We start from the raw sequence: 26,850 nt of genomic DNA, 5'->3' as shown, positions 1-26,850 counted from the left end.
AATGAAAAGGTTGAGTGTTACCTTTCATTGGGCTTTTTCATTGTAGAAGACATAGTACAGCGTATATTGTAGTAGCATTTTAAATGAAGGTATTGGTTGTATATATCCTCAATAATCATTAGATCAGATAGATGAAAAGGACTAGTGTTGCAGTGATGTAAGTGCTTACATAATGAGATGGTGATTATATGAATCATATTCTTTTTCGACTATGATCATCAGTAACAACATGAACCGTATGATGATTTTATTATTTAAATGGAACGGATCATCATTACAACGTTGTTAAAATGATTGTCTGGAGGTGTAAAAAAAGAATTAAGTGCTTATGGATGAAGTCACGCTCAGGTAATATGTTTAGGGAAAACAGGGTTAGATGTGTGGTATGATCAAAAAAGAATATTAATTGGGGGTATACGAATGAAGATATCTAAGAAGTATATCGTAATGATTTGTACTTTTGCTCTTTTACTAATGATGCTTGGTGCATGTAATAATGAAAGCGCTTCAAACGAGGATGCGACACCTTCTGATAATACCGAAGGTGAAGCTACGAGTAATGAAGGCGAAGATTCTGGAGAGCCCTATGAGTTTTCAATTATGACGAACTTACACACAGCTGAGACGCCAGACCCTAAAATCCAGGAATTAATTGAGGAAATGACTGGCTATAAGCTTGATATTCAATGGGTTCCTGATAGCAACTATGATGAGCGCTTAAATACAGCCTTTGCGACTGGGTCACTACCAGATGTTGTTAGAATAGGTTTTAATCAAGTAAACCAATTTAAAGATGCCATACGTAATGATCAGTTTTGGGAAATCGGACCTTATTTAGATCAATTTGAAAATTTAAGTAATTTAAATCAAGATATTGTAGCTAATACGATGATCGACGGAAAAATATTTGGGATTTATCAAGGGCGACCACTTTCAAGACAGGGGATTATTTATCGTAAAGATTGGGCTGATAATCTTGGATTAGATGCGCCGACAACGACAGATGAATTTTTTGAAATGGTTCGTGCCTTTACTGAGGATGATCCAAACGGAACGGGTAATAATGATACGATCGGAATTGCTGATCGGAGTGACTTAATATATGGAGGTTTCAAGACAATCGCTTCGTGGTTTGGAACACCGAATGAGTGGGGTGAAAAAGACGGACAATTGCTTCCAGAGTTTATGTTTGATGAATATATGGAAACGTTAGACTTCTATAAAGAGATGCACTCTAATGGATATATTAATCAAGACTTTCCTGTTACGAGTAAAGATGATCAAATTGCACTCGTCACTAATGGAACCGCTGGTGTTTACGTCGGATCACTTCCTGATGTAACGTCAATGAATAATGATGCTACGGCACTTAATCCTGACATTGAATTTGATGTTCAAAATTATGTAGAAGGTCCACAAGGTGAATTTGGTGTTTGGGCAATTCCAGGCTTTGGAGAAATTATTATTTTCTCTAAATCATCGATCGAAACGGAAGAAGACTTATTAAATATTCTAGGATTCTATGACAAGTTAGCCAGTCCAGAGGTCATTAATACTCTCTACTGGGGTGTTGAAGGTGAGCACTATGAATTAAAAGATGGTCGAGCTGATAATACGATTGCTGAACAGCGTGTTATTGATACTGAGGTAAGACCTTATTTAACATTAGAGATTGGTGAACCTGAAACAACTGGTCGTTACGAGGGATACACAGATTATGAAGTAAGACAAAAAGCAGATGAGTTAGTGTTAGACAATAACAATTATTTAATTCATAACCCAGCTGTTACACTCGATTCAGAGACATTTATTCGTGACGGTGAACGTTTAAATCAAATGATTGAAGATGCTACAGTTCGTTATATTCTAGGTCAAACTGATCGAGAAGGTTTTGATGCAGTAGTTGAAGATTGGCGATCACAAGGTGGAGATGCGATTATTGAAGAAATTAATGATTCCTATCAAGCTATTAACTAACATTTAACTGACATTTTAGAGAATTGATTCGATAAGAGTCAATTCTCTTTTTTTACAGAATAATAAATTTAAAGTATTTAATCATGAGAGAAAGAAGTGGTTCGTCGGTGGTGTCGAGTCCATACGTTACACTTCGTTTGATAATCTTAAATTCATTGTAACAATGTACACGTCTCCTGTAAGAAAAGCATAGTACGCCCTAAAAGGTTATACACTTGAATCAATTAACAAAAGATTCGGATAATCTTTATCTTCGATTTAGTCGAAAACCCTGATAAAACGACGATTTTCTCATGATTATGGTGAAATGATTATAGCTGTAATCTTATTTTGCGATTAAGATTACACTCAAGAAAGCGTTTACACCATTTTGTTACGAAAGGAAGATAGCTATGGAAAATCAAGTGGTTGTTGAGAAAACGAAAGCACCGTTGCCACCATACAACAGACGTGCTGAAATGATGAAGAATATAAGAAAGAATAAATGGATTTATTTAATGATTGCCCCAGGTATTCTTTACTTTTTTATTTACAAGTATATTCCAATGTATGGTCTCATTATTGCCTTTCAAGATTACAAGCCTTATTTAGGTATTATGGGAAGTGAGTGGGTAGGCCTTCAACACTTTGAGCGTTTATTTTCTAGTCCTGATTTTTGGATGATTTTTCGAAATACACTTATTTTATTTGCTCTTCAGCTTTTAGTGTTTTTCCCGATTCCAATTATATTGGCTTTAATGCTCAATGAGGTGCGTAATCAGTTTTTTAAGAGAAGTGTACAAACGTTAATTTACATTCCACACTTCATGTCTTGGGTAGTTATTGTTTCAATAAGTTTTGTCATGCTGACGTTAGATGGAGGAATTATTAATTCGATTATTGAGGCAATGGGTTTTCAGAAGATTAACTTTTTAATGAATCCAGATACATTTAGACCGATGTATATCTTACAAGTCATTTGGCGCGAGGCTGGATGGGGAACGATTATCTTTTTAGCAGCAGTGGCAGCGGTTGATCCTGAACAATATGAAGCAGCGAAAATTGATGGGGCTAATCGAATTAGACAAATCTGGCACATCACATTACCTGCTATTCGAAGTGTCATTATTGTCCTATTAATATTAAAGATTGGAGATGTTCTCGAGCTTGGGTTTGAGCATGTATATCTGTTATTAAATGCTTCGAACCGTGAAGTAGGGGAAATATTCGATACGTATGTGTACACAGCCGGTTTAAAACAAGGTCAGTTTAGTTATAGTACGGCGGTAGGATTTTTCAAAGGGATTATTGGTTTAATTCTAGTGATGTTTGCTAATTGGTTATCGAAGAAAGCTGGAGAAGAAGGCGTTTATTAAAAGGAGGGCTGAAAAATGGTTAAGGATCGATCCATAGGGAGTAGAATTTTCGATGTGACTAATATAACGTTATTAACGATTATCGCTTTATTATGTATTTTACCATTTTTGCATGTTGTAGCAGCGTCATTTACAACGAGTGCGGAATTAGCGGATAAACGATTCGTATTAATTCCTACAGTGTGGAGCTTGGATGCGTATCGCTATATTTTTTCGACTGATACGATTATGAGGGCGATGATGGTATCAATAGGTGTTACGGTTGGTGGTACGATATTTAGTATGTTTTTATCGACGTTAACAGCGTATGGACTGTCTCGAAAAGATTTAGTCGGTAGAAGGTTTTTAATGTTTTTCATTGTGTTCACATTGTTATTTAACGGTGGGATGATTCCTACGTTTCTCGTTGTTCAATATACCGGTTTGCTAAATTCATTAGCAGCTCTTATTGTACCTGTAGCGATTAATGCTTTTAATATGATTATATTGAAAAGCTTCTTTCAAAATCTTCCAGCAGGACTTGAAGAGTCAGCGAAAATTGATGGCTGTAGTGACTTTGGAATCTTGTTTCGGATAGTGATTCCTTGTTCGATGCCAGCCATTGCGACGATATCGCTTTTTTATGCAGTAACGTATTGGAACACGTATATGCATGCCATCCTTTATTTAAGCGATTCATCAAAATGGCCGGTGCAAGTTCTTTTAAGACAGGTCGTCGTTTTAGCTAGTGGCTTGAATTATGACGGTGCTGAATTTACGAGTGTACCACCGCCGGAAATTACGGTAAAGATGGCTGTCATTGTTGTAGCTACGATACCTGTTCTAGCTGTTTATCCATTTTTACAAAAGTATTTTGCCAAGGGAGCATTGCTTGGGTCGATGAAAGGTTAATTAAATGAAAAGGTTGTGAGTGTATGTCAGTGATAGAACAGCAATTAATAAAAGCCTTAGAGCAATTAGATGAGCAATATACCGGTTTATTTAAATGGCTAGCGTATCAATATGATCCGTTATTAGGAGGGTTTTATTACGCTAGAAGCTCTAAGGAGAGTACTCACTTTAAACCAGATATTGAATCAACGGCTCAAGCCATTAATATGCTCATTCGAAACGATGCGCTCTCCTTTTTACCGGAGGAGATCAAAAACAAACTGATTCACTTTTTTCAACGTAAACAAGTTAAGGAAACAGGATATTTCCTTGATGATGATCCAATGATGGAGAAAGATGAAGTGATGGTACAACGTGCACTCGGTTATTCTGTCAATGCATTAAAGAGGCTAGGAAGTGAGCCGTTGTATCCACTTCCTTTGAAAGCAAAGGCTGCACCAGCGTTTACAAAATCAGTAGAAGCCTATATTGAGAAGTGGAAAAGCATTGATTTAAGCAATAGTTGGCGCGGTTGTGACTTATTAGCAACATCATGTATTTACCTACAGGAGATGGATGAGAAAGAGAGATTACCATTTTTGAATGCTGCGACTGAGTATTTAGCATCGCTACAAGATCAACAAACCGGGCTATGGGGAGAGGGAAGTTTATATGTTCAAATTTCTGGGACATTTAAACTTCATACGTTTTATAGTAAATTCCATATTCCGTTACCGAATCGTGACAAGATTTATAAAAGCATTATCACGTGCTTAAGGACGGAGAAGGCCATTGACATGTGCTACATTCGCAACCCTATAGATCTCCTTGTTTATCTTGATTTAGACCTTTCTGATGAGGAATTGTTAGAAATCATTCAAATAACAACTAAAAACATAAGTCGATTAAAGCGAATAGATGGAGGATTTTCAAGGGAAATCGACCATTCACCAAAGGCGCCTAATGTTGCGCAAGTCAAAGAAGGAGAGTGTTATCCTCATATGCCTGAACCGGTATTCTTAGGGGAAGGATTAGTGGAAGGTGATATGAATGCAAGTACACAAGCAACGCTTATTCGAATGCAATGCTATCGATTAGCTAAGAAAAAGGTGTTGCCTTTACAGGAGGAGGCAGTGGAATTTTTTGAATACGTAGAATCCATTTCATAGAGTAGAGAGAAGTGTTATAGAGGTATGTCATTTTTTCAAATACGCAAAGAAAAAAGACTCTCAAAACAAGCGGTATTAACATTAGTCAATCATACGATTTTTCAATTTGGGAATTCACTTTCATTAATTTTTATTAATTTATATTTATGGCGCTTAACTGAAAGTTTAATGGTTAATGGTTTATTTAATGTCACGGCCATTATGGCACAAGCTGTGACGACACTTTTAATAGGAAGGTTAGCAAAAAGAAAAGGCCATCTTGTTATGTATCGATATGGCATCTTTTTAACAGCTGCTTTCTATTTATGTGTGATCGCAACAAGGGAGAGCATGGTCGAGTATTTCGTTTGGTTTGCACTAATACGCGGAATGGCGCAATCGACCTATTGGTTAAGTTATTTTACATTGGCACATGAAGTGTCAAACAATGAGAATCGTCATCGCTATTTAGGTTGGAATCAAGCGCTTATGGGTGTTGCGAATTTAATTGGTCCAGCAGTTGCAGGATATGTGATTAGCTTTCAAGATGGCTTGCTAGGTTATACGATTGTTTTTACATTCGCATTTGTCATGTTTATTCTTGCAACAATCGGAAGCTTTCAACTAAATAAAGAAGAGTCACATCATACTCAATATTATATGAAATTGTTGCCTCTTATTTTGAAAAGAGAAAAAAGGTTTGGCTATGCACTTGTTGGTTGGTTTTTATTGGGATTTCCTCAAGGGATCATGATGTATGTCCCACCGATTTTATTATTTGTGATATTTCCTAATGAAAGCTTTATCGGTACGACAAACGCGTTGTTTCTATCATTATCCATTCTAGCTAGCTATGTAATAGCTCGCTTTGGAAGGTTAGATCAAACTCGAACGTATTTATTCGTCTCAGCAGCTGGAATGCTCTTGTCAGCTAGCTTCTTATTTTGGGAGATTAGTATATGGACGGTTTTATTATTTATGTCAATCTATTCACTCTTTAGACCGTTACAAGCGAATACGTATGGAGTCTATTATTTTACTTGGCTTGATCGAATACCTTTGAAAACACATTTTCGAGTGGAGACGGTTGTTTTACGGGAAGCGATTATTAATGGGGGGAGAGGTCTAGGAGTCGTTATTTTTATGCTATTTGCGAGTGAAATCAATCCGACAACGGTTCCGCTCGTCCTTTCATTTGTATTAGTACTACAATTGGGGGTTCCTTATTTAATTAAAAAGTGAAAAGGGGATGATTCATATGGCAATTGGTCAATGGGAAGAAGTGAATCAACTAGTGAAAAGAAAGATTCATCAACCAGGGGAAAATTTGATGGTTATGGAAGTGCATTTTCAAAAAGGTGGAATTGGTGATGAGCATGCCCATCCACATGAACAGTTAACGTATTGTTTAGAAGGATTGTTTGAATTCAAGGTGGATGATCAAACAATCATACTGAAAAAAGGTGAAACATTAACGATACCTAGTAACGCTGTTCATAGTGTTGTTGCACTAGAAAATGGCTTATTGCTTGATACATTTACACCATTACGTGAAGATTTACTAAATTAAGGAGGTAGAATGATGAGTCAAATCATAGTAAAAGGTAAAAGTGCGCTTGAATGGGCCGTAAAGGCGAGCAAGAGTGTAATGAGTGAATATGAGCCGAATATGCTACCGCCTGCTAATCGTTGGCATTATCATCAAGGTGTCTTTCTCTGTGGGGTTTACCAGCTTTATTTAGAAACAGGTGACGATGCTTATTTTCATTATGTGAAGGAATACGTTGATAAGCTCGTTGATGAACATGGTAATTTTTATTTTGAGCGTGACCAATTAGACGCCATACAACCTGGTCTACTGCTACTACCGTTATATGAACAAACAGGCGAAGTACGCTATAAGGTAGCTGCGTCTAAATTACGTAATTTATTAAAAACGATTAACAAAACGTCAGAGGGTGGATTTTGGCATAAGGATAAATACCCGTATCAAATGTGGCTAGATGGCTTGTATATGGCAGGACCTTTCACGATGCAGTATGGACAACAGTTTAATGAGCCTGAGCTCGTGGATCTAGTATTGAAGCAGGAAGCATTAATGAGAAAGAATACGTACGATCCAAAGACGGGCCTTTATTTTCATGGATGGGATGAAAGCGGAAAAACAGCTTGGAGTGTTCCAGAAACACATACAGCTCCTGAAATATGGGGACGTTCATTAGGGTGGTATGGATTAGCAGTAGTCGATCTCATCAGCTTATTACCAGAAAACCATGAAAAAAGGGGAGATTTACTCAGCGTCTTGCAAAATTTAATCGTCAATCTTGTTCGCTATCAAGACGATGAGACTGGACTGTGGTATCAAATTATTAATAAAGGTCATCTGGAGGATAACTGGCTTGAAAGTTCTTGCTCTAGCTTGTTTGTTTATACGATTGCTAAAGCGGTCAAATGTGGGTATATTGATAGCGCTTATGCCGAGTATGCGCAAAAAGGTTATGAAGGTATTGTATCTACTTATATACAAGAAGAACCAGGTGGAAACATTTCATTAACTGGTATTTGTATCGGGACTTCCATTGGCGTGTATGACTATTATGTAAATCGAGAAACGAGTGTAAATGATTTACATGGTGTAGGAACCTTTATTTTAGCGAGTTTGCAATTAAAAGATTTATAAAAGGGGTGGTGTGATATGGAAATGAGCGGTTTAATGGGCGGTTTTTTTCGAATTAGTGTCTTCATCTCACGCCTCGCATATATAAATATTTTATGGATAGCTTTCACACTTCTTGGTCTTGTTGTATTAGGTGTCATGCCAGCAACAGTAGCTATGTTTGCTGTAATGAGAAAGTGGATAAAAGGAACGAGTGATTTTTCAGTCTCTCGGACCTATTGGCGCTATTATAAAAAAGAGTTTGTGCAAGCCAATTTGTTTGGAGTGTTTTTCGTATTTATCGGGTATATCATTTATGCGAACTTTGTGATTCTTTCCGATCAAATCATGTGGATGCAAGTGATTAGGTATGTCTTACTTGTTATAACGGTTATCTATTTGCTTTCATTATTAATGTTTTTTCCGGTATACGTCCATTTTGATGTGAAGCCAATAGATAAATTAAAAGTGGCACTCATGCTTACATTATCATATCCGCAATATATGATCTTGATGGCAGTCACGGTAGTCGCTGTGCAATATTTAGTCATGTATATACCTGGTTTAATTCCGTTTTTCACGTGCAGTTTAATCGGATTTACGTTGATGAAAATAGCGAATATTGTCTTTCGAATTGTCAGTGAGCGAAATATTCAAAAAGAAGCTAAGAGTAAAGAGAGCGTTCAAGCTTATTAATATGGTGGAGAGAAGCTAATTGTGTACGGAGAGAAAATGGAATGTTTCAGAAGGGATGTTTTAACCTTTTGGGACATTCTTTTCCTTATATTAATAATCTGTATCTTTTATAAACTAAGAAAAGCCGCTATAAGGTTTCGTATACTTTAAGTCGAGCAGTGAAATGTATGTTACAGCATTTTTTACAAATACTACAATAACTTTGTGTTATGATGAGTGAAAAGACTATACATAGAGAGGACGAAGGGAATTGGATCAATCAATTTCGCGATATATTGACCATACAGCTTTAAAGGCGGATGTAAGTGAGAAGGACATTGTTCAGCTTTGTACAGAAGCAAAGGAATATTCTTTTGCTTCAGTTTGTGTGAATCCAACTTGGGTGAAGCTAGCTGCTCAGTTGTTGCAAGATGAGGAGGACGTAAAGGTTTGCACGGTAATTGGATTCCCACTAGGAGCAAATACGACAGATGCAAAAGCCTTCGAAACAAAAAATGCAATTGAAAATGGAGCAACAGAAATCGACATGGTTATAAATGTCGCAGCTTTAAAAAGCAAAGATAACGATTTAGTTGAACGTGACATTAGAGCTGTCGTTCATGCTTCTAGTGGACAAGCTTTGACAAAAGTTATTATTGAAACAAGTTTATTAACAGAAGAAGAGAAGCGTCGTGCGTGTGAATTAGCGGTGAAAGCTGGTGCGGATTTTGTGAAAACATCTACAGGGTTTTCAACAGGTGGTGCGACAGTTGAAGATATACAATTAATGCGTCAAACGGTTGGACCGGAAAAAGGAGTAAAAGCATCTGGTGGTGTACGAGATTTAGAAGGTGCGAAAATGATGATTTCAGCAGGGGCAACTAGAATAGGGGCTAGTGCTGGAGTAGCAATCGTGAACGGTGAAAAAGGAGAATCAGCATATTGAGAAAAAGGCGATTAGAAGAGGTAGCTGTCTTCTAGTCGCCTTTTAAGTGTAAAACGTATGGGTGCGCTCTAATTAATAATGCTCTTTCGCATATAAGCCAATTTTCTTTAATAATTCAATGGCTTGGAGCATTTCTTCTTCAGATAGTCCTGCTGTTGCATCTTTAATGACTTGTTCATGTTCGGGAAAAATGTCTTCAATGAATGAACGGCCTGCATCGGTTAATTCTGCATAAATCGTTCTTCTGTCGGTTGAGCAACGCTTTCTTTTTAGGAACTGTTTTTTTTCTAATTTATCAATGACATAAGTTGTATTCGCATTCGATGTAAGTATTTTTTCACCGATTTGCTGAAGTGGCTTGGTTCCTTTATGATAAAGGAGCTCTAGTACGGCAAATTCAGTTGTAGTTAAGCCGTGTTTACTAATTTGTCTATCGGAATGCTTGCTTAACCATATAGAAGCTCTAGAAAGCACGATAAAGAGCTTTAAAGATTGCTCGTGATTGTTTCCTAACTCAATATTAATTGAACTTCACACCTTTCTGTATCCCTTATACAGAGATAATATTCTAGTTAAGAAATAAGATCAAGACTTTTCTAAAATTAGGTAATTGATTTGTGATTTCTATTGTCATTCATATTCTATTAATAGTTCTGAATGGAGTCGTTCATACTACTTATAGAATCGATACGAGGGAGTGATGACATGGAATTATGGCTTGTAGGCATCGTCGCCATTTTAGTGGCAACAATTGGGATGCTTGCTTACTTTTCGAAGAAGAATCCTACAGTAGCAACTATTCCAGTTCAGACAAATCAGACAGATCGACAGTTGGAAGGGGCTTATGCGGTGAAGGTAAATGATTTAGAAGCTAAACAGCAATATAATCAGATGCAAAATGAGCTGGAAGCAGGTGAAGAGTTAACACCAGATGTGAACGACCAACTTCAATCGATGCAAACGACTTTACAGCAAGTAAAAATGAAATCATATCAACAACCAACCACCGTTTCTCCATCAAATCAGCAGGATCAACAGATGTTGTTACAACAAGTAAAACAAATGAATCAGCAGGCTAAGCAACAGCAACAGCAATTGTATAGCCAACTACAAAAAAACGTTCAACAAGTGACTCAGCTATTGAATTCGATTGATGAATCTGTACAATCAATGGATGTTTTAACGACATTAACGGAGCAGCTAGAGCAAACGGAGCAACAATTACAGCAACCTTCTAGTGAGTCATCAAACTAATGCTAAAGAGTCTCGGACAAAAAAGTTTTGACCATGGGAATACGAACAAATATGTGGCGATGCACATAAACCGCTCCTGAACTTTATTTTGCTTTCCGCGGGAAAAGGTGGGTCTCCTCGTGCTAATAAGATTTTAATTAAAAAGAAAAGGCAAATTCCGTCCATTTTCGGATGAGAATTGCCTTTTCTATTTATCGTTGAAGAGTAGGGAATGTCTATCTTACCTCTCAACAAGGCGGACGGGATGGGAGGGCCGACTCCTGCAGGAGGGAAGGGCAGTTTGAAATCCACCGGCGCAGCCGGTTCGTTCAACGCCCGCCTGCGGAAAGCGTGCCCCCCATCCCGGGAGCGAGGACTCAAGTCCGACGTAAACGAGCACTTTTTCAGTGGTCTCTCCTTCAGCCCTTAGGAGTCTCCGTATATTTCATCCACTACAGTAGAATAATGTTCTGATTTTTAGCTCAACACGTTCATTATGTCCCAGTTTTTTTGTTACGAGTGAATACGATCAATCAAAGACGCAAAGTAATTTGCTAAAGGTAATAACAGAAAGGAACAAACTGAATTGAATAACAAACTAGCATGGGCAAGTTGTGTCATAGGATCAGATGTCAGCATTTGTGAAATATAGCTCAAAGCATGGATGAACGGTAAGAAGAGGATAACACCAATGACGTTCAACCAAATATTCGCAAAGGCTACTAACCGTGCGCTTTTTCCTGATCCTAAGCTAGCAAGGTATGCGGTAATGCAAGTACCAATATTGGCACCAAGCATAATCGCAATACCAGCAGGTAAGTCTAGTATATGATCATTCATGAAGCCCATTGCGATAGCTGTCGTTGCCGTACTCGATTGTATAAATGCCGTCATAATCGTTCCTAAACCGATACCGAAAGAGAGATGTTCATTCGTTATGTGAAAGAAGGAATGAATATTTGGGATAGAAGATAAAGGATAGGCAAGTGATTCTAGCCCATTCATCGCTATAAAAATGCATGCTAATCCAAAGGTGGAACAACCGAGAGAAAAAGTAGTTTTTTTTGGAATAAGGAGTGATAGAAATCCAATGACGAGTAACGGGATGATCATTGCAGACACATCTAATGTAAGTAATTCAGTTGTTACTGTCGTACCGATATTAGCTCCTAATATGATACCAATTGAATGACGAAATTGAATAAAGCCTGTTGCTACTAGTCCAACAGTCATAACAATGATGGCTGAGCTGCTTTGCAAAACAGCAGTAGCAACCATTCCAACGATTAAGCCTTTCCAAGGTGAATCGGTCATTTGATGGAGCCAACGGTGGAACGATTGTCCACTTAGTTGGAAGAGGCCGGTTCGCAGCACGATCATTCCAAAAAGAAATAGGGTTATGTATACAGCTAAAAGTGAAACGAGTTCTTTTATCATGTCATCACCTCTATTAACAACTTATGGACAAAAATGAACAAGCATGACAGTAAAATCTTCATACGTTGTGCACGGAAAGTTTGAGTTGACCAAAAGTTGGCTATATATTATAATTCTATAAGACGTGCATTCTACTTAAGAGGTACGTGTTGATGTTGGTTTGTTTCGGAGGGAGGGATATACAATGGCAGAGACTCGTGTTCGCAAAAACGAATCGATTGATGCTGCACTTCGTCGCTTCAAGAGATCACTCTCTAAAGAAGGAACGTTGGCTGAGGTTAAAAAGCGTAAGCACTATGAAAAGCCTAGTGTAAAACGCAAGAAGAAATCTGAAGCAGCAAGAAAGCGTAAGTTCTAAGAGAGGTGTATTCATTGAATCTTCTTGAACAATTAAATCAAGATATGAAGACAGCGATGAAGAACAAAGAAAAAGATAAACTCTCTGTAATCCGTATGGTGAAATCGTCATTACAGAATGAGCAAATTAAGCTCGGACGCGAATTGACAGATGATGATAGCCTAACGGTGCTGAATCGCGAACTGAAACAACGCAAGGATTCCCTCCATGAGTTTGAAAAAGCAGATCGTGAAGATTTAGCTGTTAAGCTTCGTGCAGAGATTTCCATACTTGAAGCGTATATGCCTGAACAATTATCAGAAGATGAGCTTTCGACTATTGTGAAAGATACGATAGCTGAAGTAGGGGCTTCTTCAAAGGCAGATATGGGAAAAGTTATGGGAGCCATTATGCCTAAGGTTAAAGGGAAAGCTGATGGTGGCCTTGTGAATCGTCTAGTTCAACAACATTTGTCTTAACATGACGCAATAGAGGCTATCTTATAAAACATTTTAGGCTCCTAATTAATGATGAGCTTAAGAAGAAGGTGTCACCGAGGTGCTTGGTGACACCTTTTTCTTAATATAAGTGTATATTTCGTTTGAGTTATTTTAAGTATAATCAGTGAAACAAATTAAAATTGAGAATATTTAATCGTATTAATTATTTTTGTGAAACCTATGGAAGTGTGTATTCGTATACGTTATTATGACATCAAAGAAGGGAGGGTTTAATTTATGCGAAGGCACATGTTGCGTTTTTCGTTCGTTTGTATCATGATGGCTATTTTCTTAATGCCAGTGCAAGCTCTTGTTCATAGCAACGATGAGGAAGCAGGACGTCCAGTTGTCTTCTTTATTCCTGTTGAGCAAGCGGTTGAACGAGGCCTTGAAGCATTTATGAGTCGTTCATTTGAAGCAGCCTTTGAGGCTGGAGCAGATCATATCGTATTAGAGATGAATACACCGGGCGGTGCAGTGGATGCTGCGGGAAATATTGCGAAGCTGATTCAAGATACAGATATTCCGATTACTACGTTTGTGAACCCTGACGCGATTTCAGCAGGTGCTTACATAGCGCTTAATACAGACCGAATAGTTATGCACCCTAATGCCAGTATGGGCTCGGCTGCTGTAATTGATGGAGCAGGAAATGCAGCAGATGAAAAGACACAGTCTTATTGGTTGAGTCGAATGGAGGCTGCAGCAGAATTAAATGATCGTGATCCTATATATGCGTTAGCTATGGCTGATCGGAATATTGACTTACCTGAAGTGAGAGCACCTGAGGGAGAGCTATTAACATTAGGTGCAAATCAAGCGCTAGAAGTAGGTTATGCAGAAGCTATTGCAAGTGATCGTTCTGAATTACTGGAGTTTATTGGGTTAGACAATGCGATTGTAGAAGATATGGAGGTTAGTTTTGCGGAGCAATTAGCTCGTTTTGTGACAAATCCAATTGTCATCCCAATCTTACTGTCTATTGGTAGTTTAGGACTTGTGTTAGAGCTGTACTCACCTGGCTTTGGCGTACCTGGCATTATGGGTGCCTCAGCTTTATTGCTTTTCTTTTTTGGTCATATGATCGCAGGATTTGCTGGCTGGGAATCATTTATCTTATTAGGAGTCGGCTTTACGTTAATTTTAATTGAAATATTTATACCTGGATTCGGAATATTTGGTTTGCTTGGTATTGGCTCAGTTATCGGTGGAATGTTGTTAGCTTCATTTTCGATGACGAGTATGTTGATCTACATTGCGATTGCGATCATTGTGACAGCTGTTGCAGCTGTGTTGATCTTTAAATATTTTGGGTTCAGAGGGCCGATGAAGAAAATGGTCTTAACTGATTCGACAAGCAATGAAAAAGGGTATATTACAAATGAAACGAGAAAAGACTTAGTTGGACAAATTGGTGAAACATTAACCCCCCTTCGTCCTGCGGGTTCAGCCGTTTTTGAAAATGAACGACTTGACGTTGTCACTGAGGGAGGATATATTGAACAAGGAAGCAAAATTGAGATTGTCTATACGGCAGGCTCAAGAATTGTTGTGAGAGAAAGTAAATAACTTTATAGGAGGAATGGAAAATGCCATTAGATGCAGGAAATATTACGGTGCTCGTTGGTCTTGCGATTATTTTAATTTTGTTAGCTGTATTATTTACGTTTGTTCCAGTCATGCTTTGGATTTCGGCGTTAGCAGCTGGGGTAAAAATCGGAATTTTTGAATTAGTTGGAATGCGGTTACGTCGAGTTATTCCAGCACGCGTTGTTAATCCATTAATTAAAGCGGTTAAGGCAGGTCTTGACTTAAGTACATCAAAGTTAGAGGGACACTACTTAGCTGGTGGTAATGTTGACCGTGTTGTTAATGCACTTATCGCGGCGCAACGTGCCAACATTGATCTTAGCTTTGAGCGTGCAGCGGCGATTGATTTAGCTGGGCGTGATGTATTAGAAGCGGTTCAAATGAGTGTTAACCCGAAAGTAATCGAGACACCATTTATTGCCGGTGTAGCGATGGATGGGATTGAAGTGAAAGCGAAGGCTCGTATTACGGTACGTGCAAACATTGATCGATTAGTCGGTGGTGCTGGAGAAGATACGGTTATTGCCCGTGTAGGTGAAGGGATTGTTTCGACAATTGGTTCTGCGGATAACCATAAGAAAGTTCTTGAAAATCCAGATATGATCTCACAAACAGTATTAGGTAAAGGGCTTGACGCTGGTACAGCGTTTGAAATCCTGTCGATTGATATTGCTGATATCGATATCGGTAAAAATATTGGGGCAGAATTACAAACAGACCAAGCAGAAGCTGATAAGAAAATTGCTCAAGCGAAAGCGGAAGAGCGTCGTGCTATGGCCGTTGCTCATGAGCAAGAGATGAAGGCTCGTGTTGAAGAAATGCGTGCGAAGGTTGTTGAAGCGGAAGCGGAAGTACCTATGGCGCTTTCAGAGGCATTACGTCAAGGGAATATGGGTGTCATGGATTACATGAACTATCAAAATGTAATGGCAGATACAGACATGCGTGATTCAATTAGCAAAGCCTCTGATGAAACAAACGATAAAAACAAAGATTAAAAAAAATTGTAATCCTCCCAAAAAAGGAAAGGAGGAACATCATGAATGTTTTTGATTTATTCTCGAGCTTGCTACCATTTATTATTATTGTAGGTGGGTTGATTAGCTTTTTTGGTCGGATGACGAAGGAAAACAATGAGAAGCAACAGCAACAGCAACGGCAACGGCAGCAAACGTCTCCTGGACAACCGCAGCAAGAGCCAAAAGCTGAAACGGCCAATGAAAAACAAATCGATTGGCGTGACCTCTTTAACACAGATGAATTTGAACAAAAGACATCATGGCCAGGTTCTGAGCCTGTAAAAGCAAGTGAAGTTGAACAACAGAATTCAGATCTAAAGCAAGAGCAAGAAAGACAGCGTGAGAAAAAACGCAAACTTGATGAGCGCTTAAAGAAAATTCGAAAACGTTCTAGTGCTCAGTCTGGAGAACCTGTCGCATCTGAATCGAATGGATTAAACTTGCAATTCGATCAAATTTCAAATAAAGAAGCGATGAAGGGTGTTGTTTGGGCTGAGGTTCTTGGGCGACCACGCGCAAGACAGCCTCATCAAACATTTGTGCGAAATCGAAGAAATGGATAATGAAACAAAAGAGCATGGGATTCATTCTGTGCTCTTTTGTTGTTTTTTAACATAGGATAGAACCGTAATTGACTATGTTTAGACGAATTGGTCTCCTTGCACTCAGCTAATAGAAATAAGAAACGGTAACGAAAAATAAGTGAGTTAAGAGAAGAATACTCTTGGAAAAACCATCCCAAGAATAGTTCTTCTCTTTTGTTTTGCATCATAGAGATATGAGAGAGGGGGTCTGAAAATGAAGAAGTGGCGTCAACAAGTGCGAAGCTGGATGACTAAGAAGATGGGCCTACCCGCTGATGTAATGATGGACCTGCCGCGGATTACAATGATTGGCCAACTTCATATTTATATAGAGAATCATCGAGGTGTTTTACGATTTTCCAACCAAGAATTACGTTTGTTATTGAAACAAGGTCAGCTTTTGATAAAAGGAGATCAATTTGTTATTAAAACGATCTTGCCAGAAGAATTGCTTTTAGAAGGAAGAATAGACCAAGTGATTTATGTTGATGAGAATAAAAGTACATAAGGCATTTTTTACTGTTAAGGAGGGGTTATTATTGAGGAATCAATGGCTGTCTAATATCTCAGGAGTTGTTCGCATTCGAGTAACGGGGAGATATGTTGAACAAGTATTAAATCATTGTATAAATGAAGGTATTACGATATGGAATGTTAAAAGGGTAAATAATGATGCAATTATTGCATCTCTCCATCTAGAGGATGTTAAACGGTTAAGGCCATTGTTAAGACAGTCTCAGTGTAAAATAGTGTTTACCCATCGAAGAGGATGGCCATTTCTATTAAAGAGCATGGGAAGTAGATTTGGATTTGTTGCTGGTATAGCTGTTTTCTTTGTTCTTATCCTTCTGTTATCTAATGTCGTTTGGAATATTGAGGTGAAGGGTGCTTCACCGAAAGTTGAAAATGAATTACGTCAAGTGATTCAGGAACTAGGTGTGAAACGAGGTGTGTTTCAATTTACATTACCGAATGTAGAGTATATACAACGTGAAGTGAGTGAACGAGTTGAAGATGCAACATGGATTGGTGTACGGCAAAAAGGGACAACTTATGAATTTGAAGTCGTTGAACAGCAATTGCCTGAAGAGGCTGAGCGTTACAGTCCGCGCCATTTAGTAGCCACTAAGGAAGCCATTATTAATAAAGTTTTTGTTGAACATGGACAATCAGTAGTGAAAATAAATGATTTTGTTCGTGAAGGAGACCTTTTAGTATCAGGATACATCGGTAAAGAGGGTGAAGAAGAACAGAAGATTGTCGCTGCACAAGCGGTAATATTGGGTGAGATTTGGTACAAGTCCGAGGTGGAAGTACCATTAGAAGCGTTGTTTACAACATTAAGTGGGGAGCGAAAGGTTAAACATCATTTGGAGATTGGTGGAATATCATTACCTATTTGGGGGTTTGGGAAGCATTCATTTGAGCAAGTAGAACAGGATAACCATGTGAAACCAATTCGCTTTTTTCAATGGACATTGCCGATTTCATATGAACGTGTAACTTATTATGAATCAGTCGATTATGAACGGACATATACAAAAGACGAAGCAATTGCTGCTGCAAAAAAAAGAGCGAAAGCAGAACTTATACAACATTTGCCGAATGATGCCGAAGTGATTGGAGAAAAAGTTTTGCACGAAGCACTTGAGAATGGTAAAGTAAAGTTACAAATACATTACCAAGTAATAGAAGATATTACATCGGAGCAGCCGATTATTCAAGGAGATTGAGTCTATTGTCAGAAGTGAAAACAATTACGTTAGAAGTCAAAAATGCCAACGAGACACAAGCGCTCATTGGACCAAATGATCGTCACCTACAAAGAATTGAGGAGCAATTAGGTGTTACACTTGTAACGAGAGGTGAAGAAGTACTCGTTACAGGGAACGAGGCTCAAGGTGAGCTCGTTCAACATATATTAATGACTCTTACACAACTAATTCGAAAAGGTATTACGATTTCTGAGCGTGATGTTGTATATGCAATCAAACTAGCTGAAACAAATCGTCTCGATGAATTGGTTGATTTATATGATGAGCCTGTAGCTACAACGATTAAAGGTAAACCAATAATGGCGAAAACGTTAGGGCAGCGCCATTATGTAACAGCATTAAGGCAACGGGACATGGTTTTTGGAATAGGTCCTGCTGGAACAGGAAAGACTTATTTAGCTGTAGTAATGGCTGTCGCGTCGTTAAAGGCTGGTCAAGTGAAACGAATTGTACTGACAAGACCGGCAGTAGAGGCTGGAGAAAGTCTAGGGTTCTTACCAGGGGATTTAAAAGAAAAAGTTGACCCTTATTTGAGACCGTTATACGATGCATTGCACGATGTATTAGGCGCAGAGCATACGACACGTCTTATGGAAAGAGGAACGATCGAAGTAGCGCCACTAGCTTACATGAGAGGTCGTACTCTTGATGATGCATTTGTTATTTTAGATGAAGCCCAAAATACGACACCAGAACAAATGAAAATGTTTCTTACACGACTTGGATTTGGATCGAAAATGGTCATTAATGGCGACTTAACACAGGTTGATCTCCCCCGTGGGAAAAAATCAGGTTTGAAGGTTGCTATGGATATCCTGCAGAATGTTTCTTCGATTGGGTTTATTTTCTTGCAACAAGCAGACGTTGTTAGACATACGCTTGTTCAGCAAATAGTAAATGCTTATGAGCAGCACAATGAATGAAACCATACTAGTTGATGAAACGTCTATAAAGTAATGGAATCTATTTAAATAAGTGACGCTGATTTTATTTCAAAAGTCCTGCTATAAGCTGCTATTATGGCAGGACTTTTATATAACTAACGTACATAGATCATACTCATTTGCGATCTTTCAATACTGTCAGTGCTTAGTGAATAAACAATTTTGATCGCTTTTCTTAAAAAGTTGGGGTGAAATTGATGAAAAAACAATCACCGATTGATCAATTAAAATGGTGGCAACGCCTAAGGGATCATCGTTACATACGTATTATATTATTCATGATTGTTAGCGTACTTTTATACTTTTTGATGATTGGGAATATTATACATGATACGTTAGATGTCCGACTTTCTGAAATGGCCGACCGTGATATCCGTTCGCCCTTTACAGTTGAGCATAGGTCTGAAACAGATGAGAGACGAGCAGAAGCACGAGATTCTATCGCTCCTGTTTATGAATTAAAGCGCGAATATGCTGAAAACCAGGTGGGCAAAGTGCATGATATATTTGACCTCATTACTCAAGTTCGTAACGAAGAGGAAGAAGAGCTTGAAGAAGAGGAGCTTGAGGAGGATGAACTTGCCTTAAGTACTGAAGAGGAATTACTCGAAGAGCGACTTGTGTATATAAAGGAGGTACTCTCACCTGGGACAAGCAATGATCTTTCTGATGATACACTATTAACTTTTTTACAAGCGACTGATTCACAATTGCAAATAGCGCGAGAATCGACTACAAATGCGGTTTATGAAATTATGAGTGAATCGATCTCGACGCGTGATGTATCTGATGCCAAGCGAGAGGTTGAGAACCAAATTGCAATTTTTACTGTAAGTAATCGATTACTGGACGCAATGGTTGAAGTGGCACAATTTGCGATCATACCGAATTATATTTATGACGCTGATGCGACTCAGCAACTTCGTGAGGAGGCTGCTGAAAATGTCGAGCCAGTTCTTATTCGTGAAGGAGAGCTTCTTGTTCGTGAAGGAGAAATGATCAGCCATGAAGTGTATGAGCAATTGCGGATAGTTGGTTTATTGGATGATCAAGTGCATTTTCTACCTTATATAGGACTCGCCATGTTAATAATGTTAATGATGGCGATGTTATCTTACTATTTAAGCCAAGCTAAGACGTCTGTTCAAACGAATAATAGCCATTTACTCATGTTTATTATCATTTTCTTAATTACGGTTATTTTAATGAAAGTCGTTAGTTTATTAGAAGTCATAGGAATTATCGGATTAGCATATGCTGTACCTGTTTCACTTGGAGCGATGCTGATTACGCTATTGATTCATACTCGAATTGCTTTATTTACAAGTGTCATATTCGCGATAATGGGCAGTGTCTTTTTTAATAATGATACGGTAGGTACATTTAATTTCACATATGGATTTTATATGCTGTTTAGTGGATTTGCAGGCGCTTATTTCCTCGAAAAGTCGAATCGAGTATCTCGAATACTCCGTGCAGGCTTGTTCGTCTCAGGTATTAACATCGTCGTTGTCGTGACATTGCTCTTCTTAAAATCTGTTCAACCTTCTTGGATTGAGTTGGGCATGCATCTTGGCTTTGCCTTTTTATCAGGTTTTGTTGCATCTGTTTTAACGATTGGATTGTTACCGTTTTTAGAAGCAGGGTTTGGAATACTATCGTCTACACGACTAATAGAATTGTCGAGCCCGAATCATCCACTGCTGAGAAAAATTTTAGTCGAAGCTCCAGGTACGTACCACCATAGTGTGGTCGTTGGAAACTTATCAGAGGGTGCTTGTGAGGTAATTGGTGAAAATGGTTTACTAGCACGTGTCGCTTCTTATTATCATGATTTAGGTAAGACGAAGCGTCCTCATTTCTTTATCGAAAATCAAATGAAAATGGAAAATCCGCATGATAAAATATCACCACAGTTAAGTCGAACCATTATAACGGCACACCCTTATGATGGAGCGGAAATGCTTAGAGAATTTAAAATGCCTAAGGAAATCATTGATATTGCGGAGCAACATCATGGAACAACACTATTGAAGTATTTTTATCATAAGGCTAACCAAGAAAGTGAACAGGAGATTTCTGAATCCCAGTTCCGCTATCCAGGTCCGAAGCCGCAAACGAAGGTATCAGCTATTGTGGCTATTGCAGACAGTGTGGAAGCAGCTGTTCGTTCGATGCAAAAGCCAACACTAGATAAAATTGAATCTTTAGTACGTAAGATTATTAGGGACAAGCTTGAGGATGGTCAGTTTGATGAGTCAGATTTGACACTAAAAGAATTGGATCAAGTTGCACGATCAATGTGTGAAACGTTAAAGGGAACGTTTCATCAACGAATTGAGTACCCCGAAGATATAAAAGGAAAGGGAGATAAAAAATGAGTGTCATTATTGACCTTATTGATGAAACAGATACTTTACAGGAAACACATAAACTCCTTGTTGAACAAATTATAATTAAGACCGTTGAATATGAACAGGTAAAGGGAGAGGTTGAAGTGTCTGTTACTTTTGTTGACGAAGGACAAATTCAACAAATTAACGCACAATATCGTAATAAGGACCATCCTACAGATGTGATCTCTTTTGCGTTAAATGAAGAATCAGAAGAAGAAGTTCGTGTTATAGGTGACGGTTTGCCAAATATGTTAGGTGATATTATTATTTCAGTTTCCCATATTCAAAGGCAGGCAGATGAATACAATCATTCGTTTGAACGAGAGCTCGGTTTTTTAACGGTTCATGGTATGCTACATTTACTAGGTTATGATCATATAACAGAAGCCGAAGAGAAGGAAATGTTCTCGAGGCAAGAGAACATATTGATGGATTATGGACTTACAAGATAGAAATAGACGTGGCTTTAAACGACTGCTGAAATCATTTTATTATGCATCGCAAGGGCTTGTTTATGTACTTAAGCATGAACAAAATATGAATATTCATTTTATTGTTGCCATTATTACTCTATTGAGCGCTTACTTTTTAAGTGTTCCGTTGATCCACTGGCTCATTCTATTACTAGTCATAGCCGGCATGCTTGCTTTAGAAATTATGAACACAGCTATTGAACGTACGGTTGATTTAGTGACAAATGAGTATCATCCATTAGCTAAACGTGCAAAGGATATTGCTGCAGCGGGCGTGTTTATTTATTGCTTCTTTGCTGTTGTAATAGGTATACTTATATTTCTACCTCCGTTATTGGAGCTATTGTCGTAATGGAATGGTTTATGTTTAGTGAAAAGCGTCTATCTTAATGGTATGGGTCGTTCGGATTAAGAGTAATATCTGTTAGACTTAGTATAGGTGCCATTAAGAAAAAGTTTGCTTCATGTTTCTTATATGGTTGGGAGAGGGGTACTTTCAGTCATGTGGAAAAGGTTCCAAAAAAATATTATAGCAGGGCTCATTTTTCTATTGCCTGCAATTGCAACGATTTATGTATTGCAACTATTGTTTAGTTTAGTGGATGCTTTTTTAGGTTCATTTATAACGGACGTTTTAAAAGGATTAAATGTTATTACAAGCGTGTATGATCGTATTTATTTTCTCGGCGTGTACACCCCTTTTTCAGAGCGGTTGCTAGGCATTGGGTTTGTGCTAACGATTCTTCTAGTGACATGGGTTGGCGCGATGCGTCTCCAAGGGAAGGGTTCGAAAGTTTTTTATTCGATTGATCATACATTTCGAAAGATACCTATAGCTAATTCCATTTACACCTCTGTTGAGCAAATTATTCACGCTTTTGCTCAGGAAAGGTCGTCTTTTAAAAATGTTGTACTCGTTGAATATCCTCGGAAAGGGTTGTATACGGTTGGATTTCAGACCGGTGAAACGCGTGGTGAGGTGCAAAGGTTGACATCAAAAAGCTGTATTAATGTCTTTTTACCGACTACTCCGAACCCTACATCTGGTTGGCTTGTCTTAATTCCTCGTGAAGATGTTGTTTTCTTGAATATGACAGTAGAGCAAGGGCTTAAATTTATTATTTCAGGAGGAGTGGTTGTGCCACCTGATGATGAAGGTCAAGGTGAATCATTTGAAGGAGAATATGAAGAAGGTCAAATGGTCGTTAGAGTAAGGAAACGAAAGGATGAAAGGATATGAACAAGCAGCAATTAATTAAAGAAGCGATGGAAGCTAGGGCCTATTCATATACGCCCTATTCCCAATTTCCCGTAGGAGCTGCTTTGGAGTTAGAGGATGGTTCAATTGTAAGAGGTGCAAATATTGAAAATGCTTCATTTGGATTAACGAATTGTGCTGAACGGACTGCGTTGTTCAAGGCTGTTTCTGATGGAAAACGCAATGTGAAGCGGATTGCGATTGTAGCTGATACAGATGCACCTGTATCACCATGTGGAGCTTGCCGTCAAGTGATGGCTGAGTTATGCCATCCGCTTACAACCGTCATTTTGTCAAATATGAAGGGCGATATTGAGGAAACAACTGTTTCAGATTTATTACCAGGAGCATTTAAAGCGGAGGATATGAATGAATAATCAAGCAAATAAATTTAAATCAGGGTTTGTCTCGATTATAGGACGCCCTAATGTTGGGAAGTCCACACTTATTAATCATGTGATTGGGCAAAAGATCGCAATCATGTCTGATAAGGCACAGACCACACGTAATAAAATTCAAGGTGTTTATACGAGTAATGAATCACAAATTATATTTATTGACACTCCAGGCATTCACAAACCGAAACATAAGCTTGGTGATTTCATGATGAAAGTAGCGCAAAATACGTTGCGAGATGTCGATCTCGTCCTATATGTCATTGATGCCACTGAACGTTACGGTCCAGGTGAAGAGTATATTATTGAACGATTAAAGGAAGCTTCAGCGAAGGTCTTTCTTGTTATAAATAAAATTGATCAAATTGAGCCTGAAAAGGTCATGCGTGTGATTGATGAATATCATACGAAATATCCATTCGAAGAGGTCATTCCTATTTCAGCGTTAGAAGGGAATAATGTTCCAACTTTACTCGAACAAATTACTGAATATTTAGATGAGGGGCCGCAATATTATCCTAGTGACCAAGTGACAGATCACCCAGAAAGATTTGTCGTAGCAGAACTAATTCGAGAGAAGGTTCTACATTTAACTCGTGAAGAGATTCCTCATTCTGTTGCTGTTAACATTGAGCAAATGAAGAAGAGAGAGAGCAATGAGACTGTTTACATTGGAGCGACGGTCATCGTAGAACGTTCTTCGCAAAAAGGGATTATTATCGGAAAACAAGGTTCGATGCTAAAGGAAGTAGGAAAGCGAGCTCGTGCAGATATTGAATCATTACTTGGTTCAAAGGTGTTCTTAGAATTATGGGTAAAGGTTCAAAAGGACTGGCGTAACAAAGCAAGGCACTTGCAGGAGTATGGTTTTAAAGAGGACGAATACTGAAAGTTGTCTACTCTTTGTAATGAGAGTTTAACAATGGCTAGGCTGCTAGCCATTGTTTTTTTTGGTTTAGTCGATTATCATTGTAGTAAGGAATGACAGTAGAAAAATAAGGAGAATTGGCTTTGTCAAGCTTTTTTAATTAACAATTTTTCCTTAACATGATATAGAAAATAGCGGTCATCATACTAGTATAGGACGTTAATCTTTTAGAAAGGTGGAGTCTGATATGCTCGATTTTTCATGGAAAGTCTTTTCAATGACAGGCAACGTAGACACGTATTTGTTACTGAAGGAATTAGAGCGAGATTCAGATGAACAATTTGGACAAGATGACGTGGAACAAAGTGAAACATTTGATTCACCTACCCATTGAGTATGATTGACACCTAACATGAAGGTGTGCTTGTGTTATGATGATGCAAAAAGTTGAAGGGATTATCATTCGTACGATTGATTACGGAGAAACAAATAAAGTGGTGACGTTATTTACGAAAGAATTAGGAAAAATCGGCGTGATGGCTCGTGGAGCGAAAAAGCCTAAAAGTCGATTGTCAGCTGCTTCTCAATTGTTTATGTATGGTATTTTTGTGATTCAAACGAGTAGTGGCCTAGGTGTTTTACAACAAGCTGATATTACAAGCTCATTTCGTGATATTAGGAGTGATCTTAGGCGAGCCGCTCATGCTTCCTACATGCTGGAGTTAACGGATAAACTAACGGATGAAAAGACAAGGTATTCAGAGATATTTAAATTGCTTTATCAAATATTGATTTATATCGATGAGGGATTAGATGTAGATGTCCTAAAAATGATTTTTGAGACAAAGATGCTTGCTGTTGCCGGAATAAAGCCCGAGCTGGATCAATGTTCAAGCTGCGGATCTATAAATCAGCCTATTGCTTTTTCCATAAAGAATGCTGGATTTCTTTGTCCAAAATGTAGAAATAAAGATCCTCATGCGTTCCAACTAAATCCACAGCATGTGAAGCTTTTGCGTTTATTCTATTATGTAGATTTAGAGCGACTTGGTCACATCTCACTGAAAAATGAGACAAAAAAGTATATTCAAATGATTATTGATTCTTATTATCAAGAGTATTCAGGTCTAAGGTTAAAATCAAAGCGGTTTTTGGAACAATTAGAGCGATTTGATTTAAATGAATAAAATGACGTCCATTAGTTTTGAAATATTATTGACAGCAGGCTAGAATTTGAGTATGATGCATATTATATGAATATGATGCGTTGAAGGAAAGTAGTATTTACTGTATCTTAAGAAAGCGAACCTAGGGTGGTGCGAGCTAGGGCTTAAGACGGTAAGGAAGGCGTTCTGGAGCATAACGTTGAAAGAGATTAATGTAAATTATTACGTTAATAAATAGGGTGGAACCGCGGGATATAGCTCTCGTCCCTATGTCAAATGAAGGCATAGGACGAGGGTTTTTTTGTTGTTCGAAAGCCTTTAGAGATATATTTACACTTTAAATGAAGAATGCAGGAGGAGCGAGCAAATGAACGTTCAAACAATGATTTTAACGCTGCAAGAATTTTGGTCAAAGCAAAATTGTATGATCATGCAAGCGTATGATACAGAAAAGGGTGCAGGGACGATGAGTCCGTTCACATTACTGCGCACAATCGGTCCTGAACCATGGAATGTAGCGTATGTTGAACCATCAAGACGACCTGCCGATGGACGTTACGGTGAAAATCCAAATCGGCTTTATCAGCATCATCAATTTCAAGTTATCATGAAGCCATCACCGATAAATATTCAGGAACTGTATCTTGATAGTTTAAAAGCACTTGGAATTAATCCGCTTGAGCATGATATTCGCTTTGTAGAAGACAATTGGGAAAATCCTACATTAGGGTGTGCCGGTCTTGGTTGGGAAGTATGGCTAGATGGTATGGAAATCACACAGTTTACCTATTTTCAACAAGTGGGTGGACTTGAAGCAAGCCCTGTATCTGCAGAGATTACGTATGGAATAGAGCGCCTAGCATCTTACATTCAAGATAAAGAAAATGTATTTGACCTTGAATGGGTAGAAGGTTTTACATATGGTGATATTTTTAAGCAACCTGAATTTGAACATTCCACATACACGTTTGAAGTTTCTGATACGAACATGCTATTTTCTTTATTTTCAACGTATGAGCAAGAGGCGAAAAGGGCGCTTGATGAGAATCTTGTGTTTCCTGCTTACGATTATATTCTAAAGTGCTCACATACGTTTAATTTGTTAGATGCTCGTGGTGCGATTTCAGTAACAGAGCGTACAGGTTATATTGGTCGTGTACGAAATCTCGCAAGGACAGCGGCGAAGCTATATTATGACGAGCGTGAACGTCTTGGGTTCCCAATGTTGAAGGAAGGAGGAGAGTAAAT

General features: G+C 38.3%; 29 protein-coding genes. 27 read left to right on the top strand and 2 right to left on the bottom strand.

Annotation, left to right across the window (positions count from 1 at the left end):
• Positions 1–420 precede the first annotated feature (420 nt).
• The 9 genes from MW695_RS09435 to deoC all read left to right on the top strand — a co-directional run bounded on the left by MW695_RS09435 (position 421) and on the right by deoC (position 9,627).
• Complete coding sequence (locus MW695_RS09435) at positions 421–1,977, top strand: extracellular solute-binding protein (RefSeq protein WP_247105053.1); 1,557 nt, start codon at positions 421–423, stop codon at positions 1,975–1,977.
• A 458-nt stretch (positions 1,978–2,435) separates the two neighbouring features.
• A complete protein-coding gene (locus MW695_RS09430; protein ID WP_247105116.1) occupies positions 2,436–3,332 on the top strand; it encodes an ABC transporter permease in 897 nt (298 codons plus the stop codon).
• Between the two features lie 15 nt (positions 3,333–3,347).
• Positions 3,348–4,223, top strand: a complete 876-nt coding sequence (locus MW695_RS09425) for a carbohydrate ABC transporter permease (RefSeq protein ID WP_247105052.1) — start codon at positions 3,348–3,350, stop codon at positions 4,221–4,223.
• A gap of 23 nt (positions 4,224–4,246) precedes the next feature.
• On the top strand, positions 4,247–5,371 hold the full coding sequence (locus tag MW695_RS09420; RefSeq protein WP_247105051.1) for a prenyltransferase/squalene oxidase repeat-containing protein: 1,125 nt from the start codon (positions 4,247–4,249) through the stop codon (positions 5,369–5,371).
• A 24-nt stretch (positions 5,372–5,395) separates the two neighbouring features.
• Positions 5,396–6,592: an MFS transporter gene (locus MW695_RS09415; protein ID WP_247105050.1), complete on the top strand. Its 1,197-nt coding sequence runs from the start codon at positions 5,396–5,398 to the stop codon at positions 6,590–6,592.
• A gap of 16 nt (positions 6,593–6,608) precedes the next feature.
• Positions 6,609–6,920: a cupin domain-containing protein gene (locus MW695_RS09410; protein ID WP_247105049.1), complete on the top strand. Its 312-nt coding sequence runs from the start codon at positions 6,609–6,611 to the stop codon at positions 6,918–6,920.
• Between the two features lie 12 nt (positions 6,921–6,932).
• Entirely contained in the window at positions 6,933–8,030 is a 1,098-nt protein-coding gene (locus tag MW695_RS09405) for a glycoside hydrolase family 88/105 protein (protein ID WP_247105048.1), read from the top strand.
• A 15-nt stretch (positions 8,031–8,045) separates the two neighbouring features.
• Positions 8,046–8,702, top strand: coding sequence for a YesL family protein (locus tag MW695_RS09400; protein ID WP_247105047.1), 657 nt, complete (start codon positions 8,046–8,048; stop codon positions 8,700–8,702).
• A 250-nt stretch (positions 8,703–8,952) separates the two neighbouring features.
• Positions 8,953–9,627 (top strand): deoxyribose-phosphate aldolase, encoded by a 675-nt coding sequence (gene deoC / locus MW695_RS09395; RefSeq protein ID WP_247105046.1) that lies wholly within the window; start codon positions 8,953–8,955, stop codon positions 9,625–9,627.
• A 72-nt stretch (positions 9,628–9,699) separates the two neighbouring features.
• Here the strand turns inward: deoC and MW695_RS09390 are convergent, their stop codons facing one another.
• The gene (locus tag MW695_RS09390; protein ID WP_308446079.1) at positions 9,700–10,101 is read right to left on the bottom strand and encodes a MarR family winged helix-turn-helix transcriptional regulator; all 402 of its coding nucleotides are present in this window, start codon (positions 10,099–10,101) and stop codon (positions 9,700–9,702) included.
• Positions 10,102–10,332: 231 nt separating this feature from the next.
• Between MW695_RS09390 and MW695_RS09385 the strand changes: the two genes are divergently transcribed.
• Entirely contained in the window at positions 10,333–10,881 is a 549-nt protein-coding gene (locus MW695_RS09385; RefSeq protein ID WP_247105045.1) for a hypothetical protein, read from the top strand.
• 492 nt (positions 10,882–11,373) lie between these two features.
• Here MW695_RS09385 and MW695_RS09380 read toward each other — a convergent pair whose 3' ends face one another.
• A complete protein-coding gene (locus MW695_RS09380) occupies positions 11,374–12,297 on the bottom strand; it encodes a Na/Pi symporter (RefSeq protein WP_247105044.1) in 924 nt (307 codons plus the stop codon).
• Positions 12,298–12,481: 184 nt separating this feature from the next.
• Between MW695_RS09380 and rpsU the strand changes: the two genes are divergently transcribed.
• The 17 genes from rpsU to glyQ all read left to right on the top strand — a co-directional run bounded on the left by rpsU (position 12,482) and on the right by glyQ (position 26,848).
• Positions 12,482–12,655: a 30S ribosomal protein S21 gene (rpsU, locus tag MW695_RS09375; protein ID WP_003323311.1), complete on the top strand. Its 174-nt coding sequence runs from the start codon at positions 12,482–12,484 to the stop codon at positions 12,653–12,655.
• 14 nt (positions 12,656–12,669) lie between these two features.
• Complete coding sequence (locus tag MW695_RS09370) at positions 12,670–13,113, top strand: GatB/YqeY domain-containing protein (protein WP_247105043.1); 444 nt, start codon at positions 12,670–12,672, stop codon at positions 13,111–13,113.
• Positions 13,114–13,371: 258 nt separating this feature from the next.
• Entirely contained in the window at positions 13,372–14,703 is a 1,332-nt protein-coding gene (locus MW695_RS09365; RefSeq protein WP_247105042.1) for an NfeD family protein, read from the top strand.
• A gap of 20 nt (positions 14,704–14,723) precedes the next feature.
• Positions 14,724–15,722: a flotillin-like protein FloA gene (gene floA, locus MW695_RS09360; protein ID WP_247105041.1), complete on the top strand. Its 999-nt coding sequence runs from the start codon at positions 14,724–14,726 to the stop codon at positions 15,720–15,722.
• Between the two features lie 41 nt (positions 15,723–15,763).
• Positions 15,764–16,306 carry a hypothetical protein gene (locus tag MW695_RS09355; protein ID WP_247105040.1) on the top strand — a complete coding sequence of 181 codons (543 nt, stop codon included), beginning with the start codon at positions 15,764–15,766 and terminating at the stop codon, positions 16,304–16,306.
• Between the two features lie 235 nt (positions 16,307–16,541).
• Positions 16,542–16,835, top strand: coding sequence for a sporulation protein YqfC (gene yqfC / locus MW695_RS09350; protein ID WP_247105039.1), 294 nt, complete (start codon positions 16,542–16,544; stop codon positions 16,833–16,835).
• Between the two features lie 31 nt (positions 16,836–16,866).
• Positions 16,867–18,060, top strand: a complete 1,194-nt coding sequence (gene yqfD, locus MW695_RS09345) for a sporulation protein YqfD (protein WP_247105038.1) — start codon at positions 16,867–16,869, stop codon at positions 18,058–18,060.
• 5 nt (positions 18,061–18,065) lie between these two features.
• Positions 18,066–19,025, top strand: coding sequence for a PhoH family protein (locus tag MW695_RS09340; protein WP_247105037.1), 960 nt, complete (start codon positions 18,066–18,068; stop codon positions 19,023–19,025).
• A gap of 218 nt (positions 19,026–19,243) precedes the next feature.
• On the top strand, positions 19,244–21,427 hold the full coding sequence (locus tag MW695_RS09335) for an HD family phosphohydrolase (protein ID WP_247105036.1): 2,184 nt from the start codon (positions 19,244–19,246) through the stop codon (positions 21,425–21,427).
• Complete coding sequence (gene ybeY, locus MW695_RS09330) at positions 21,424–21,894, top strand: rRNA maturation RNase YbeY (RefSeq protein WP_247105035.1); 471 nt, start codon at positions 21,424–21,426, stop codon at positions 21,892–21,894. Before MW695_RS09335 ends, ybeY begins: the two co-directional genes overlap by 4 nt.
• Positions 21,878–22,267, top strand: a complete 390-nt coding sequence (locus MW695_RS09325; protein WP_247105034.1) for a diacylglycerol kinase family protein — start codon at positions 21,878–21,880, stop codon at positions 22,265–22,267. Before ybeY ends, MW695_RS09325 begins: the two co-directional genes overlap by 17 nt.
• A gap of 150 nt (positions 22,268–22,417) precedes the next feature.
• A complete protein-coding gene (locus tag MW695_RS09320; RefSeq protein WP_247105033.1) occupies positions 22,418–23,155 on the top strand; it encodes a DUF502 domain-containing protein in 738 nt (245 codons plus the stop codon).
• The gene (locus MW695_RS09315) at positions 23,152–23,550 is read left to right on the top strand and encodes a cytidine deaminase (protein ID WP_247105032.1); all 399 of its coding nucleotides are present in this window, start codon (positions 23,152–23,154) and stop codon (positions 23,548–23,550) included. Before MW695_RS09320 ends, MW695_RS09315 begins: the two co-directional genes overlap by 4 nt.
• Positions 23,543–24,457, top strand: coding sequence for a GTPase Era (era, locus tag MW695_RS09310; protein WP_247105031.1), 915 nt, complete (start codon positions 23,543–23,545; stop codon positions 24,455–24,457). Before MW695_RS09315 ends, era begins: the two co-directional genes overlap by 8 nt.
• 226 nt (positions 24,458–24,683) lie before the next feature.
• Positions 24,684–24,830, top strand: a complete 147-nt coding sequence (locus MW695_RS09305) for a YqzL family protein (protein ID WP_081727969.1) — start codon at positions 24,684–24,686, stop codon at positions 24,828–24,830.
• A 37-nt stretch (positions 24,831–24,867) separates the two neighbouring features.
• Positions 24,868–25,623, top strand: coding sequence for a DNA repair protein RecO (recO, locus tag MW695_RS09300; protein ID WP_368859657.1), 756 nt, complete (start codon positions 24,868–24,870; stop codon positions 25,621–25,623).
• Between the two features lie 346 nt (positions 25,624–25,969).
• Positions 25,970–26,848, top strand: coding sequence for a glycine--tRNA ligase subunit alpha (gene glyQ, locus MW695_RS09295; protein WP_247105030.1), 879 nt, complete (start codon positions 25,970–25,972; stop codon positions 26,846–26,848).
• Positions 26,849–26,850: the final 2 nt, after the last annotated feature.

Origin of the sequence: Halalkalibacter sp. APA_J-10(15) (assembly GCF_023017105.1) — a bacterium.
Taxonomy (GTDB): domain Bacteria; phylum Bacillota; class Bacilli; order Bacillales; family Bacillaceae_D; genus Halalkalibacter.
Note: the sequence above shows the minus strand (reverse complement) of the source record. Positions and strands in the feature narration are given on the sequence as shown.